Raw genomic sequence first — 13,466 nt, 5'->3', positions numbered from 1 at the left:
CCTGGATTGCTTCGTCGCTTCGCTCCTCGCAATGACGACGGGCGGCGTAGACCGCCTGCAATCCTCGCTCGTGGCCCCGCGCGACGGGCACCGCGCAAACAAAAACCCCGCCTCTCGGCGGGGTCCCCGTCGACCTGTCGTGTACATCCGACGATCAGGTCAAGAACTGGTATGCCGCCGCTTCATGACCGCCCGATGACGGGCAGGCGACGGAAATGCGTCAGGCCGGAATGCGCTCGTCGACATCGGACGGCTCGCGCAGGACGTAGCCGCGGCCCCAGACGGTCTCGATGTAGTTCTTGCCGTCCGACGCGTTGGCGAGCTTCTTGCGCAGCTTGCAGATGAAGACGTCGATGATCTTGAGCTCGGGCTCGTCCATGCCGCCATAGAGATGGTTGAGGAACATCTCCTTGGTGAGCGTCGTGCCCTTGCGGAGCGAGAGCAGCTCCAGCATCTGGTATTCCTTGCCGGTCAGGTGCACGCGGGCGGCATCGACCTCGACCGTCTTGGTGTCGAGATTGACGACCAGATCGCCGGTGGTGATGACCGACTGGGCGTGGCCCTTCGAGCGGCGCACGATCGCATGGATGCGGGCGACCAGCTCGTCCTTGTGGAACGGCTTGGTGAGATAGTCGTCGGCGCCGAAGCCCAGACCCTTCACCTTGTCCTCGATGCCGGCGAGGCCGGAGAGGATCAGGATCGGCGTCTTGACCTTCGCGACGCGAAGTGAGCGCAGAACCTCGTAACCCGACATGTCGGGGAGGTTCAGGTCGAGCAGGATGATATCGTAGTCGTAGAGCTTGCCGAGATCGACGCCCTCTTCGCCGAGATCCGTCGTATAGACGTTGAAGCTCTCCGATTTGAGCATGAGCTCGATGCTTTGAGCGGTCGCGCTATCGTCCTCGATCAGCAGAACCCGCATGTCCACGTCCCCAATTTCGCCCGCAGGGCAGGTTTGACCGTTGCTTGCGCCCGGACCACTCGGCCCTGGACGACGACGCACTTGCCCAATGAAACGCCACGCGACACGCTACGAGGAAACTGGTTAACAAACCGTGATTCCCGAGCGCAAGCGCTTCCTCAGAGAAAGTGAACGATCCTTGTCGAGGTGAGTCGAATTTGACACGGATCGCTGAACTTCTCGGCCGCGAAAGCGCCTTTCGCGGAGGGTTGCTTCGGGAAACAGGGCGATAATGGCCCTGCGACACGCGGCAGCCTCGATCTGCAGTCTTAACCACAGAGCTTAACAGCTGGTAAATGAGCGCAATTTGTTAGGAACCCTTACCAAATCATCCACAGGACGACGGGCGGCGGCTCTGGCCTTCCGCCAGCCCTGCCGACAAAGCTGAATCACCCCTATGAATGCGCCCTCCCACGGTCACGACCGCCTCTCTGCGCTGGCAAACGCCATCGAGCATATCGAAGGCGTTACCATCTATGGCCGCGTCATCGGCGTGCGCGGCCTGCTCGTCGAGGTCGCCGGGCCGATCGGCGCGATGAGCCTGGGCGGACGCGTCGGCATCGAGATCGCGCCCGGCACCCGCGTGCCCTGCGAGGTCGTCGGCTTTTCCGGCGACAAGGCGCTGGTCATGCCCTTCGGCGGGCTCGACGGCGTGCGCCGCGGCTGCCCCGTCCATGTCGACCGCGCGCAGCCGGGTTTGAGGCCGACGCCCGCCTGGCTCGGCCGGGTCGTCGATGCGCTCGGTCGCCCGGTCGATGGCGGCCCGCCCCTGCCGCAGGGCGACACGCTCTTCGCCTACCGCAACGATCCCCCGAACGCCCATGCCCGACGCCGCGTCGGCCGGCCGCTCGACCTCGGCGTGCGGGCGCTCAACACCTTCCTGACCTGCTGCATCGGCCAGCGCATGGGCATCTTCGCCGGCTCCGGCGTCGGCAAATCCGTGCTGCTCTCGATGCTCGCCCGCTATGCGCAGGCCGACGTCAACATCATCGGTCTCGTCGGCGAGCGCGGCCGCGAGGTGCAGGAGTTCCTTCAGGAGGATCTCGGGCCGCAGGGCCTCGCCCGCTCGATCGTCGTCGTCGCGACCTCGGACGAGCCGGCCCTGATGCGCAAGCAGGCGGCGCTGACCACGCTGACGCTCGCCGAATATTTCCGCGACCGCGGCCTGCAGGTGATGTGCCTGATGGATTCGGTGACGCGCTTTGCGATGGCGATGCGCGAGATCGGGCTGGCCGCCGGCGAGCCGCCGACCACCAAGGGCTATACCCCGACCGTCTTCGCCGAATTGCCGCGACTGCTCGAACGTGCCGGCCCCGGCACCGGCGATGGCGCGATCACCGGCCTCTTCACCGTGCTGGTCGACGGCGGCGACCATGACGAGCCCGTCGCCGACGCGGTCCGCGGCATTCTCGACGGCCATATCGTCATGGAGCGCTCCATCGCCGAGCGCGGGCGCTATCCGGCGGTCAACATCCTGAAATCGGTCTCGCGCACCATGCCCCGCTCCTGCGATCCGGCCTATTATCCGGTCGTGCAGAAGGCCCGCTCGACGCTTGCGACCTATGCCGACATGGAGGAGCTGATCCGGCTCGGCGCCTATCGCCAGGGCGCCTCCGCCGAGGTCGACGAGGCGATCCGCCTGCATCCCGCGCTCGAAGCCTTCCTCAAGCAGGCCAAGGACGACGCGACCCCGCTCCATGAATGCTACGCGCGTCTGGCCACCATCATGAGCGGCACGGTCTAAAGCGTTTTCCCATCTGACTGAACCGTCATTGCGAGGAGCGAAGCGACGAAGCAATCCAGGGGCGGCAGCGCTCTACGCCCCCTGGATTGCTTCGCTGCGCTCGCAATGACGGGCTGTGTTTCAGTCAGATCGAAAAACGCTCTAATGATCACCGAAGCCTCCCGCCACAGGATATCCGCCCGATGATCGCCGCGCTGCTGACGGGCCTCGTCGCCCTGATCCATGTCTATATCGTCATTCTGGAGATGGTCTGGTGGGACACCCCGCGCGGCCACAAGGCCTTTGGCCTGACGCCGGAATTCGCCGCGCGCTCGAAGGTGCTCGCCGCCAATCAGGGGCTCTATAACGGCTTCCTCGTCGCCGGCCTCGTCTGGGGGCTCTGGCTCGGCGCGGAAGGCTTCGCGATCAAGCTGTTCTTCCTGGCCTGCGTCCTCACCGCCGGACTGTTCGGAGCGGCGACCGCCAGCCGCAAGATCCTCTATATCCAGGCCCTGCCCGCCGCGCTCGCCATCGCAGCGCTTCTGGCCCGTATCTGAGCGGGCCTCAGCCCCGCGCCACCAGCCTCACCAGCGCGAACATCGCGGCGAAGCCGACGGCCTGAATCGCCGCCGAGATCACCAGCGTCGGGCTGGCGCCGAGCCGCTCGACCATCACCGCGAAAAGCAGAGGCGCGGCGGCGAAAGTCATGTTCTGCGGCACGGTGAGCTTACCGAGCATCGTCGCGAAACCGTTGCGGCCGAACAGGGCGAGCGGCAATGTCGCCCGCGCGATCGAGATCACGCCGAGCGCCGCGCTGAACAGCACGATGAAGATCGCCGCGGCCGTGATCGTCATCGGCACCAGCGGCAAGGCGAGACACAGGACCGGCCCCAACAACAGGCCGAACAACGCCACCTTCTCCGCTGGCAATCGCTCACCCAGTGTCGCGTCGATGGCCCGGGCGGCCAGCGTCGCGGGACCGCTCAACGCCGCAACCCAGACAGCCTCACCCTGCGTCAACCCCGCCTCCTGGAACAGGGTGATCAGATGCAGCGGCAGCCCCCAGGAGACGAGTCCGCTGGCGGAGAAGGCGAGCGCCACCAGCCAGAATGCCGCCCGGCGCGAATGCGCGGCCACACTGCCGTGCTCCCCAGCCAAGGCCGTGCCTAGAGCGCTTGCCAGCTTGGCCTCCGGCGTCGGCGCATGCCGATAGCGCGGGATCGACGCATAGATCGGCAGCACGATGACAAGCTGCATCGCCGCGAAGATGACGAGCGTCATGCGCCAGCCGAAGGCATTCATCAGCGTCGCAGTCAAAGGCCAGAATACACTGGAAGCGAGCCCCGTGACCAGCATCATCAGCCCGATCACACGCCGCGTCCTGTCGCCCATCAACTGAGAAATCGTGACGTTGCCGGTATTGGCGAGCGACATCGCATGGCCGAGCCCGATCACGAACCAGCTCGCGAGATAGCTCACGGGTCCCTGCGCCAGCGACAGCACGGCAAGCCCGAACGCGCAGATCACCGCACCGATGCACATCGACCGTCGTGTGCCCTCGCGGTCGAGCACGCGCCCGATCGCAGGCGCGACCAGCGCTCCGGTGATCAGCAGGATGGTGATGCCGCCGAAGACGATCTCGGCATTGAGGCCGATCTCGCGATCGAGCGCGCCGACCAGAACCGAGGGCGAATAGAAGGTCGAGCCCCAGCCGATGATGCGGGTCAGCGCAAGGCCTAGCAGCAGGGGGCCGTGCCCGCCGAAACGAGAAGAGGCAGCCAAGACAGGATATCCGCGGAGCAGGAGGCCGGACGGCCAAGCATCCAACGTCACTAGATCATCCCGACAACCGGCGGCAGCAACCGGGACGCCACCTGATCATGCGTAAAAGACAGCCCGTCCCGGTAAGGAAAGGTCAACCTCCTTGCGCCATGTTGCTCCTCGTCTCGCGGATGGAGTTCGGGCGCGCGCCGAGGGGTCGGTTGCCGCCGATGCGTAATCAGGAGTTGAAAACGACATGAAGTCGCGAGAGACGCTTCTTCGGCTCAAGCGCTTCCAGGTCGACGAGAAACGTCGCCGGGTAAGCCAGATCGAGATGATGATCGCCGATTTTCATCGGATGGCGAGCGATCTCGATCGCGAGATCCAGGCCGAGGAATCGCGCGCCGGGATCGCGGACCCCGCCCATTTCGCCTATCCGACCTATGCCAAGGCCGCGCTCGGTCGCCGCGACAACCTGCGCCAGTCCGCCGACAACCTGAAGGGCCAGCTCGACGAGGCCAAGGCCGAGTTGCAGGAGGCATTCGAGGACATGAAGAAGGTCGAGATACTCGACGACCGCGAGCGTGCCTCGGAACGCGCGGCGGAAGCCGCCCGCGACCAGGCCACCATGGACGCGATCGGGCTGCGCCCGCGCGCCTGAGACCGCAATCAGTTTCTAGAGGAAAGGGCGGCGTCCTCGGGACGCCGCCCTTTTTCATGCGATGATGGGGTGGTGCTCGACGGAGTCGCGCCGCAGCTTGCCCGTCAGGCGCGGATCATCGTCGACCTCGACCCCACGCTTGAAGACGGTAAACCCCGAACGCTGGTAGAAGGCGAGCGCGGCGGGATGGTCGAGCGTGCAGGTATGCACCCAGAAACGCGAGATCGGCTTGGCCCAGGCGAGCGCGAGCGCCCGGTTCATCAGCCAGCGCCCCGCCCCTTTCCCGACGACGGGCTCATCCAGCCCGAAGAAGGCGAGCTCGCCCTCCCCCGCCAGGCGGAAATCCAGTTCGAGCAGGCCGATATCGCGCCCCCCGAAGCGAACCGCGTAGACTTCGATGGCGGGATCAGCGAACACCGCCTCGAGCTCGGCACGCGGCTTGGTCAGGCGGCTGAACCACATCCAGCGCTCGCCGAGCAGCCGGTAGACGGAGAGATAGCGCTCAATCTCCGAGCGCCCCATCTGTTCGAGCGAGAAACCTTCCGTGCCGGCAGGGTCGTGCCGCACCCGTGGCCGCTCGAACATCTCCAGCGAGGTCACGATGGTCGCGATCTTGCCGGGCGGCAGGTCGGTCGTTCCGGTCAGGGTGATAGTCAGGCTCTGGGTCATGAAAGGCGGTTCGGTGGCTCGGAAGGGAATCGGCCGCGATCATGACATGATCGGGATCGAAAAATCATCGCCCGATGAAACATGCCCGGCGCGACGGCGTCGCGTTCCAGGCTGCCGGCACACCCGGCCATCACGACGGATCGAGGACAAGACCAGATGAATCGCACCGCCATCGCCTTGGCAGCCCTTCTCACCACCGGCCTGCTCGCTGGCACTGCCCAGGCCCAGCAATCCCATGGCAGCCATGCCGGCCACGGCGCTCCCGCAGCGACGCAACCCGGCGAGAGCGCCTCGACCAAGGCCTATCGCGACGCCAACATGAAGATGCACATGGACATGGACATCCCCTATTCCGGCGATGCCGATGCCGATTTCGTCCGCGGCATGATCCCGCACCATCAGGGCGCCATCGACATGGCCCGGATCGTCCTCGCCCAGGGCAAGGACCCGGAAATCCGCAAGCTCGCCGAAAGCGTCATCCGCGACCAGGAGAAGGAGGTCGCGATGATGAAGGACTGGCTGAAGAAGCACGGCAAGTAGCCGTCGCTCCTCTCCTCTGACCTTAGGCGAGGGCACGCAACGTCAGGCGCTTGCCCTCGCCCTTCCCCACTGGCAGAGAGGGGAAAGGTTCGCGCCGCAGCGGTGACGACGTGGGCCAGCCATTGCCCGTCACCAATCTGTCCTGAGCCCCGCGGCCTCCATGAAACGTTATCTCGACTATCTCTGGCCGATCATCGGGCTCGTTGCGGTCGTCTGGTCCGTCGAACTGCTCTGGAGCAAGCTCAAGGCCGAGGCCGGCTCCGACGCCACGATCGAGGCGCTGCTCGCCGATGCCAGCCTCTGGCAGAGCATCAAGATCATCGCCCACCGCATCGGCCACAAGATCGCGGTGATCCCGCCGGAAGCCTTCTTCCATGCCGCGCTCGCGACGCTGGTCGCCTATGCCGCGCTCGCCTGGTACGACCGCATCGCGCTGATCCATCTCGGCAAGGAGAAGGGCATTTCCTGGCCCTATATCTCGCTCTGCTCCTTCGTGACCTATGCGCTCTCGCACAATATCGGCGCCTCGGTCTTCTCCGGCGGCATGGTGCGCTACCGGGCCTATACCGCGAAGGGCCTGACGACGGCGGAAGTCGCCGTGCTCGTCGCGCTCTGCTCCTTCACCTTCGCCTTCGGCACGATCTTCATGATGGGGCTCGTGCTGATCTACGAGCCGCAGATCCTGCATCCGCTGGAGCGGATGTCGAAATGGTTCGCGATCACCGACAACACCGCCCGATGGATCGGCGTCGGCATGCTCGCCTTCGTCGCGCTCTACACGATCGGCTCCTGGCTGCAGTTCAAACCGCTGAAGATCGGCAAGCTCGAGATCATCTACCCGCGGCTGCCCATCGTGTTCAGGCAATATCTGGCCGCCCCACTGGAGCTCGCAGGCGCCGCGGGGATCATCTATTTCGCGCTGCCGGACCAGGGCAATCCCGGCTTCCTGATCGTGCTTGGCGCCTTCCTGCTCTCGTTCTCGGCCGGGCTGCTCAGCCAGGTTCCCGGTGGCGTCGGCGTGATGGAGGCAGTGTTCCTGGCGGTGATGCCGACTGTTCCGGCACCCGCCGTCTTCGCAGCACTGCTGATCTGGCGGCTGTTCTATCTCATCCTGCCGCTGGTCTTCTCGCTGCCGATCGTGCTGGCCTTCGAGCGGGCACAGCTCAAGCGCAGCACCCGCATCGCTCCGCCGCCGTAGAGGCTGGAGCGGTTCTCAATCTGACTGAAACACAGCCCGTCATTGCGAGCGTAGCGAAGCAATCTAGGGGGACCTGGCGCTCTGCCGCCCCTGGATTGCTTCGTCGCTTCGCTCCTCGCAATGACGATCCAGTCAGGTCGGAAACGCTCTATCGCTTGAGCGCGATGGCCGCCGCGCCGAACATCAGCAGCGCGCCGATCGCTTCCGACCAGCCGAAGGGCTCGCCGAGCGCGGCCACGCCGACCGCGACCGCGATCGCCGGGCTGACGAAGGCATAGAGCCCGGCCCGGAAGGCCCCCCAGTCGCGCAGCAGCCGCATATAGATGGTGAAGCCCATCAGCGAACCGCCGACGATCAGGAAGAGCACCGCCGGCAGCACCGGCCAGCTCGCCAGCGCCCTGACATCGGCAAGACTGACCGGCTCCAGCGTGAGCGAGACGACGGTCAGGCCGATGCCGCCGATCAGCGTCTGCCAGCCGGCCAGCGTCAGCGTCGGCATCGTCCCGGCGATCGGCCGGGAGAGCACGGCACCGACGCAGTAGAACAGCGTGCCGGCCGCCACCGCCGCAAGCCCCGTCATCTCCATCGGATCGCCATGGGCGGCCGAGATTCCGCCCATCGCCCGGGTCGCGAACAGAAAGCCCAGGCCCACGGTTCCGAGCGCGATCGCCAGGAGCTTGCGGCCGTCGATCCGCACGCCCTCGATCGCCCGGCTCGCCAGCAGCGTGTAGATCGGGATCGTCGCGAAATTGACGATCGCCGCAAGCCCGGTCGGCGCGTGCTTCGTGCCCCAGAACAGCAGCGTATAATTGGCGGTATTGAGGAGCAGCGCCGTGCCGATCAACCGGGGCCACGCCCCGTTCGGCACCTTGGGCGCGTCACGCCCGGCCCAGACCAACATCAACAGGCCGGCGAGCGAGAAGCGCACCGCCGCCAGGAAGACCGGGGGCACATGCGTCGACCCGACCTTCACCGGCAGCCAGGTCAGCCCCCAGACGAGGCACATCACGGCGAAGAGGAGAGCGTTGCGCGACATGATGTCCGCTTAGCCGCAGCCTATGGCGCTGACCATTGCGCCGCAGGCATCGGGGGGCCGTGGAAACCGGAGGCGAAAGAACCCAATTGCTCCCTCAAGCCCTCATCCTGAGGAGCAGCCGAAGGCTGCGTCTCGAAGGATGTTCCAGATGGTTCCGGAGCCTCCTGAAGCATCCTTCGAGATGCCATTCCCAACGGAATGGCTCCTCAGGATGAGGGCTCGCGAGGGTCTTCCGAAACGCCTCAGACGCTGCCGACCGTCTTCAGCCGCACGCGCGGATGGATCTCCGCCTGCGAGAGCACCGGCGTCTCGCGGCGGAAGCGTTCGATGATCTGGCGGGCAAAGGGCCGTGCCATGGCCGAGGTGACCAGCGCCGGCATCTCGCCGATGCGCGCCGCATCCTCGAACTTGTCGCGGACGTGATGCACGAATTCCTGCAGGCGCGAGGGCTGCATGGCGAGATGGCGGTCCTCGCCCTGGCCGATGATCGACTCGGCGAAGACGCCTTCCCAGGCCGGCGACAGCGTGATGATCGGCAGCACACCCTGCATGTTCGAGAACTGGGCGCAAATCTGGCGGGCGAGGCGGGCGCGGACATGCTCGGCGATCTCGCGCGGGTTGCGCACGCTCGCCGAGACCTCGGCAACCCCTTCGATGATGGTCGGCAGGTCGCGGATCGAGATGCGCTCGGAGAGCAGGAGCTGCAGCACGCGCTGGATGCCGGTGGTCGAGATCTGGCTCGGCACGATCTCCTTGACGAGATCGGCATGGTCCTTGGGCAATTCGCGCAGCAGCTTCTGCACTTCGGAATGCGAGAGCAGTTCCGGCATGTTCGACTTCAGCACCTCGGTGAGATGCGTCGAGATCACGGTCGCGGCATCGACCACGGTGTAGCCGCGCAACTGCGCCTCGTCCTGCAAGGCAGCGTCGATCCAGGTCGCGGGCAGGCCAAAGGTCGGCTCCAGCACGTTGTGGCCCGGCAGATTTACCGCACCGCCCATCGGGTCCATCGCCATATACTGGCCAGCGTAGACGATGCCCTGGCCGGCATCGATCTCCTTGATCTTGATGAAATAGTGGTTCGCGTCGAGCTGGACGTTGTCGACGATGCGCACCGCCGGCATGACAAAGCCGAGCTCGGCCGCGAGCTGGCGGCGCAAGGCCCGAACCTGGTCGGTCAGCCGGTCCTGGCCGCTCGGCGCATTGACCAGCGGCAGCAGCCCGTAGCCGATCTCGATCTTCAGCTCGTCCATCTTGAGGAGGTCGTTCAGCGTCTCCTCGCGCGGCGTGCCGTCCGCCGCCACCGCGCCGCCGGCCTGCGTCGGATCGGCAGCGCCCGCTTGCGCCTCGCGTGCCTTGGCAGCCTGGCCGAAGCGGCGAGCGAGATAGGCGGCGCCACCCGCGAGCAGCAGGAAGGGCAGCATCGGGATGCCCGGCAGAAGCGCGATCAGCAGCATCACCGCCGCCGACATGCCGAGCGCCTTGGGATAGCCCGAGAGCTGCTTGCCCAGGGCCTTGTCGGCCGCGCCGCGCACGCCCGCCTTCGACACGAGCAGGCCCGCCGCGGTCGAGACGATCAGCGCCGGAACCTGACTGACGAGGCCGTCGCCGACGGTGAGCAGCGTGTAGTTCGTCGCCGCCTGGCCGAAGCTCAGCCCCTGCTGCGCGACGCCGATGACGATGCCACCGAGCACGTTGATGAAGGTGATCAGCAGGCCGGCGATCGCGTCGCCGCGTACGAATTTCGAGGCACCGTCCATCGAGCCGAAGAAGGACGACTCATCCTCCAGCGCCCTGCGGCGGACCTTGGCTGTATCCTGGTCGATCAGGCCGGCCGAGAGGTCGGCGTCGATCGCCATCTGCTTGCCCGGCATGGCGTCGAGGCTGAAGCGGGCAGCGACCTCGGCGATACGCCCCGAGCCCTTGGTGATGACGACGAAGTTCACGATGATCAGGATCGTGAAGACGATGACGCCGATCACGAAATTGCCGCTCATCACGAAGCCGGCGAAAGCCTCGATCACATGGCCCGCCGCCGAAGTGCCCTCATGGCCATGGGCGAGGATCAGGCGCGTCGAGGCGAGGTTCAGCGCCAGCCGGAACATGGTGACGATCAGCAGCACGGTCGGGAAGGCCGAGAATTCCAGCGGCTCCTCGATGAAGAGCGCGGTCATCAGCACGAGCACCGACAGGATGATCGACAACGCCAGCATCAGGTCGAGCAGCACCGCCGGCATCGGGAAGATGAGCACCACCAGGATGCCCATGACGCCGATGGCGAGGAAGAGGTCTGGGCGATTGAGCAGTTTCCCCATCGCCCCGCGATCGGGAATGGCGAAGCCTCTGCCCTGCCCTGCTGTCACATCGGTCATCGACCGTTCCGCCCCACGCCGTTACCTGTCCATGACAGGATGCGCCCCGAAGCAGGGCGCAGCTCGGCAATTCTTGCCGGGCCTATGGTGAACGATTGGTTAAGCCGGGCCTCGGCAACCTGTCCCCGAATGCTCCATCGGAACCTTATCGGCCGGAGGTCCTTGCCACCCAACGCCATACGCGCGGCAGCGTCTTCGGCGGCTATCTGCTGGGCGCGGCACAGATGCTGGCTGCGGCGGCCATTGCCGCGCGCTTCGCGTTTCCGGCCGAACGCAAACCGCTCGAAAGCGTCGCGAGACCGCTCAACGCGGTGGATTGATCGTGAAGCTTTTAATCATAGCGCACGAAAGCGGATCGAATGGAACAAAGCATCATTTAAATGCATTATTCCCTGCCGGCATTCCCTCTCTAAGAATGCCTTGGGAGATGTGGTAACAACAGCCTGGAGGCCGTCGTGGACAGACGTTCATTCCTGATGACACTGGTCGGTGGCTTCGCCGCAGCCGGCATGGGCGGCATCGCCGCCGCCGAAGCGGCCCAGCCCAAGCTGGTTCCGCTGCCGGACGCCAAGCCCGCGAAGGGCGAAGAGGCCGTGACCGCCGAAACGAAGGAGGCGCTCGACAAGACCGACGCCGAATTCAGCCAGTACTATTACTACCGCCGGCCGCGCTATTATGCCCGTCCCCGCTACTACGCGCGCCCGCGCTACTACTACCGCCCGCGCTATTATGCCCGGCCGCGCTACTACTACCGTAGGCGCTACTATTGATCGGCTCTCGGGTCAGGCAGCGCTGATGCGCGTCTGACCCGGCTCGGCCACGGTAATCCCCGCCGAGGTATACTCGCTGAGCTTGTTGCGCAGCGTGCGGATCGAGATTCCCAGAATCTTGGCCGCATGGGTGCGGTTGCCGAGGCAATGATCGAGCGTATCGAGGATCAGCTCGCGCTCGACATCGGCGACGGTGTGCCCCACCAGCGAACGCGTCATCGCCTCCGCCGTCTGGGCCGCACGCGCAGCCGGATCGCGCGAGGGTGCAGGTGCCAGCGCCTCCCCTTCCGGGCTGAGCACCGCCGAGGCCGCGATTTCGGTTCCGCTCGCCAGCAGCACCGCCCGGTGCATCGTGTTCTCAAGTTCGCGGACGTTGCCGCGCCAGGCGCTGGTGAGCAGCAGCTTGCGCGCATCGGCCGCTATCGGACGTGCCGGCAGCCCATTCAGATCCGCATATTTCTTGGCGAAGTGATCTGCCAGCACCAGGATGTCGCCGGGCCGCTCGCGCAGTGCCGGCAGGCGCAGATGCACGACATTGAGCCGGTAGAGCAGGTCCTCGCGGAACGAGCCTTCGCGAACGGCATCCGCCAGGTTGCGGTTCGAGGTCGCGATGATCCGGATATCGACCTTGACCGGCTGCGTGCCGCCGACGCGGTCGATCATGCGCTCCTGCAGCGCGCGCAGCAGCTTGGCCTGCAGGCGGACATCCATCTCCGAGATTTCGTCGAGCAGCAGCGTGCCGCCATTCGCCTCCTCGAACTTGCCGATGCGCCGCGCGATGGCGCCGGTGAAGGCGCCCTTTTCGTGGCCGAACAGCTCGGATTCGAGCAGATTATCAGGAATGGCGGCGCAGTTCACCGCAACGAAGGGACGGTCCTTGCGGCCGGATTTCTGGTGAAGGTGGCGCGCGATCACCTCCTTGCCGGTGCCGCTCTCGCCGGTGACCAGCACAGGCGCCTCCGAGCGCGCGATCTGCGTGGCGAGCTGCACGACGCGCTCCATCGCGGGATCCCGCCAGATCAGGCTGGACTGGTCGGCGGCGACCGCCTCCAGCACCGCGGCGATCAGCTCCGGATCGGGGGGCAGCGGCACATATTCGCGCGCACCGGCCTGGATCGCGGCTACGGCGGCGCGCGCATCGGTCGAGGTGCCGCAGGCAACGATCGGCGTGCGAATGCGCTCGCTCTCCAGCGCCGCGACATAGGATGCGATCGGCTGCACGACGTCGACCATGAGCAGGTCGGCGCCCTTGGCGCGCAGCACCGCGAGCGTCTGGTCGAGGCTTTCGGTATGGGTCACGGCAGCGCCATGCGACATGGCGATCTTGGCCGCTGCGATGATCTGCCCCTTGAGACCGCCGGCGATGATGAGGCGCATGGCTCAGGTCCTTCTGCTTGTCGTGCTGATCAGTAGGCGGGCCGTCACCGGTCCGCCTTGATGATTTCCGTCATGGTCACGCCGAGCCGGTCCTCGACGACGACGACTTCCCCGCGCGCGACCAGCCGCTCGTTGACGAAGATGTCGATGGCCTCCCCGACGCGCCGGTCGAGTTCGAGCACTGCGCCCGGCACGATCTGGAGCAGGTCGCCGACCGCGACCTTCGAGGAGCCGAGCACGGCGGAAACGGTGACCGGCACATCGAAGACCTGCTCGAGGTCCTCGGCCGTCTTCACCGGCACCGAGCCCGAGCGCGCAACGGACATGTCGCCATGGTCGAAGGACAGGTCGGCCTGGTTCAGCGGTGGCAGGTTGAGATCGTTCTCCTGGCTCATGGC

The 13,466-nt window shown here is 65.9% G+C and carries 13 protein-coding genes; 6 read left to right on the top strand and 7 right to left on the bottom strand.

Features of this window, described 5'->3' with window-relative positions; translation table 11 throughout:
* Positions 1–220: 220 nt before the first annotated feature.
* Positions 221–922, bottom strand: coding sequence for a response regulator transcription factor CtrA (gene ctrA / locus Q0Q02_RS00900; RefSeq protein WP_056711445.1), 702 nt, complete (start codon positions 920–922; stop codon positions 221–223).
* 436 nt (positions 923–1,358) lie between these two features.
* On the opposite strand from ctrA, the gene fliI reads away from it, so the two are divergent.
* Both fliI and Q0Q02_RS00890 read left to right on the top strand, forming a co-directional pair.
* A complete protein-coding gene (fliI, locus tag Q0Q02_RS00895; RefSeq protein ID WP_293806161.1) occupies positions 1,359–2,705 on the top strand; it encodes a flagellar protein export ATPase FliI in 1,347 nt (448 codons plus the stop codon).
* A 182-nt stretch (positions 2,706–2,887) separates the two neighbouring features.
* On the top strand, positions 2,888–3,241 hold the full coding sequence (locus tag Q0Q02_RS00890) for a DUF1304 domain-containing protein (protein WP_293806160.1): 354 nt from the start codon (positions 2,888–2,890) through the stop codon (positions 3,239–3,241).
* Positions 3,242–3,248: 7 nt separating this feature from the next.
* Here Q0Q02_RS00890 and Q0Q02_RS00885 read toward each other — a convergent pair whose 3' ends face one another.
* Entirely contained in the window at positions 3,249–4,466 is a 1,218-nt protein-coding gene (locus Q0Q02_RS00885) for an MFS transporter (RefSeq protein ID WP_293806159.1), read from the bottom strand.
* Positions 4,467–4,701: 235 nt separating this feature from the next.
* On the opposite strand from Q0Q02_RS00885, the gene fliJ reads away from it, so the two are divergent.
* Positions 4,702–5,106: a flagellar export protein FliJ gene (gene fliJ, locus Q0Q02_RS00880; RefSeq protein ID WP_293806158.1), complete on the top strand. Its 405-nt coding sequence runs from the start codon at positions 4,702–4,704 to the stop codon at positions 5,104–5,106.
* Between the two features lie 54 nt (positions 5,107–5,160).
* Here the strand turns inward: fliJ and Q0Q02_RS00875 are convergent, their stop codons facing one another.
* The gene (locus Q0Q02_RS00875; protein ID WP_293806157.1) at positions 5,161–5,775 is read right to left on the bottom strand and encodes a GNAT family N-acetyltransferase; all 615 of its coding nucleotides are present in this window, start codon (positions 5,773–5,775) and stop codon (positions 5,161–5,163) included.
* A 156-nt stretch (positions 5,776–5,931) separates the two neighbouring features.
* Here Q0Q02_RS00875 and Q0Q02_RS00870 point away from each other — a divergent pair, with 156 nt between their 5' ends.
* Positions 5,932–6,315, top strand: coding sequence for a DUF305 domain-containing protein (locus Q0Q02_RS00870; protein ID WP_293806156.1), 384 nt, complete (start codon positions 5,932–5,934; stop codon positions 6,313–6,315).
* Positions 6,316–6,475: 160 nt separating this feature from the next.
* Positions 6,476–7,513: a YbhN family protein gene (locus Q0Q02_RS00865; RefSeq protein WP_293806155.1), complete on the top strand. Its 1,038-nt coding sequence runs from the start codon at positions 6,476–6,478 to the stop codon at positions 7,511–7,513.
* Between the two features lie 148 nt (positions 7,514–7,661).
* Here Q0Q02_RS00865 and Q0Q02_RS00860 read toward each other — a convergent pair whose 3' ends face one another.
* Positions 7,662–8,549 carry an EamA family transporter gene (locus Q0Q02_RS00860; RefSeq protein ID WP_293806154.1) on the bottom strand — a complete coding sequence of 296 codons (888 nt, stop codon included), beginning with the start codon at positions 8,547–8,549 and terminating at the stop codon, positions 7,662–7,664.
* Between the two features lie 242 nt (positions 8,550–8,791).
* Positions 8,792–10,921: a flagellar biosynthesis protein FlhA gene (gene flhA / locus Q0Q02_RS00855; RefSeq protein ID WP_293806153.1), complete on the bottom strand. Its 2,130-nt coding sequence runs from the start codon at positions 10,919–10,921 to the stop codon at positions 8,792–8,794.
* Between the two features lie 455 nt (positions 10,922–11,376).
* Between flhA and Q0Q02_RS00850 the strand changes: the two genes are divergently transcribed.
* Positions 11,377–11,691 (top strand): hypothetical protein, encoded by a 315-nt coding sequence (locus Q0Q02_RS00850; protein WP_293806152.1) that lies wholly within the window; start codon positions 11,377–11,379, stop codon positions 11,689–11,691.
* A 12-nt stretch (positions 11,692–11,703) separates the two neighbouring features.
* Here Q0Q02_RS00850 and Q0Q02_RS00845 read toward each other — a convergent pair whose 3' ends face one another.
* A complete protein-coding gene (locus tag Q0Q02_RS00845; protein ID WP_293806151.1) occupies positions 11,704–13,068 on the bottom strand; it encodes a sigma-54 dependent transcriptional regulator in 1,365 nt (454 codons plus the stop codon).
* 44 nt (positions 13,069–13,112) lie between these two features.
* Positions 13,113–13,394, bottom strand: coding sequence for a flagellar motor switch protein FliN (fliN, locus tag Q0Q02_RS00840; RefSeq protein WP_293806266.1), 282 nt, complete (start codon positions 13,392–13,394; stop codon positions 13,113–13,115).
* Positions 13,395–13,466 lie beyond the last annotated feature (72 nt).

It is taken from the genome of uncultured Allobosea sp. (genome assembly GCF_945956895.1).
GTDB lineage: Bacteria > Pseudomonadota > Alphaproteobacteria > Rhizobiales > Beijerinckiaceae > Allobosea.
This window is presented reverse-complemented; position numbering and strand designations above follow the sequence as displayed.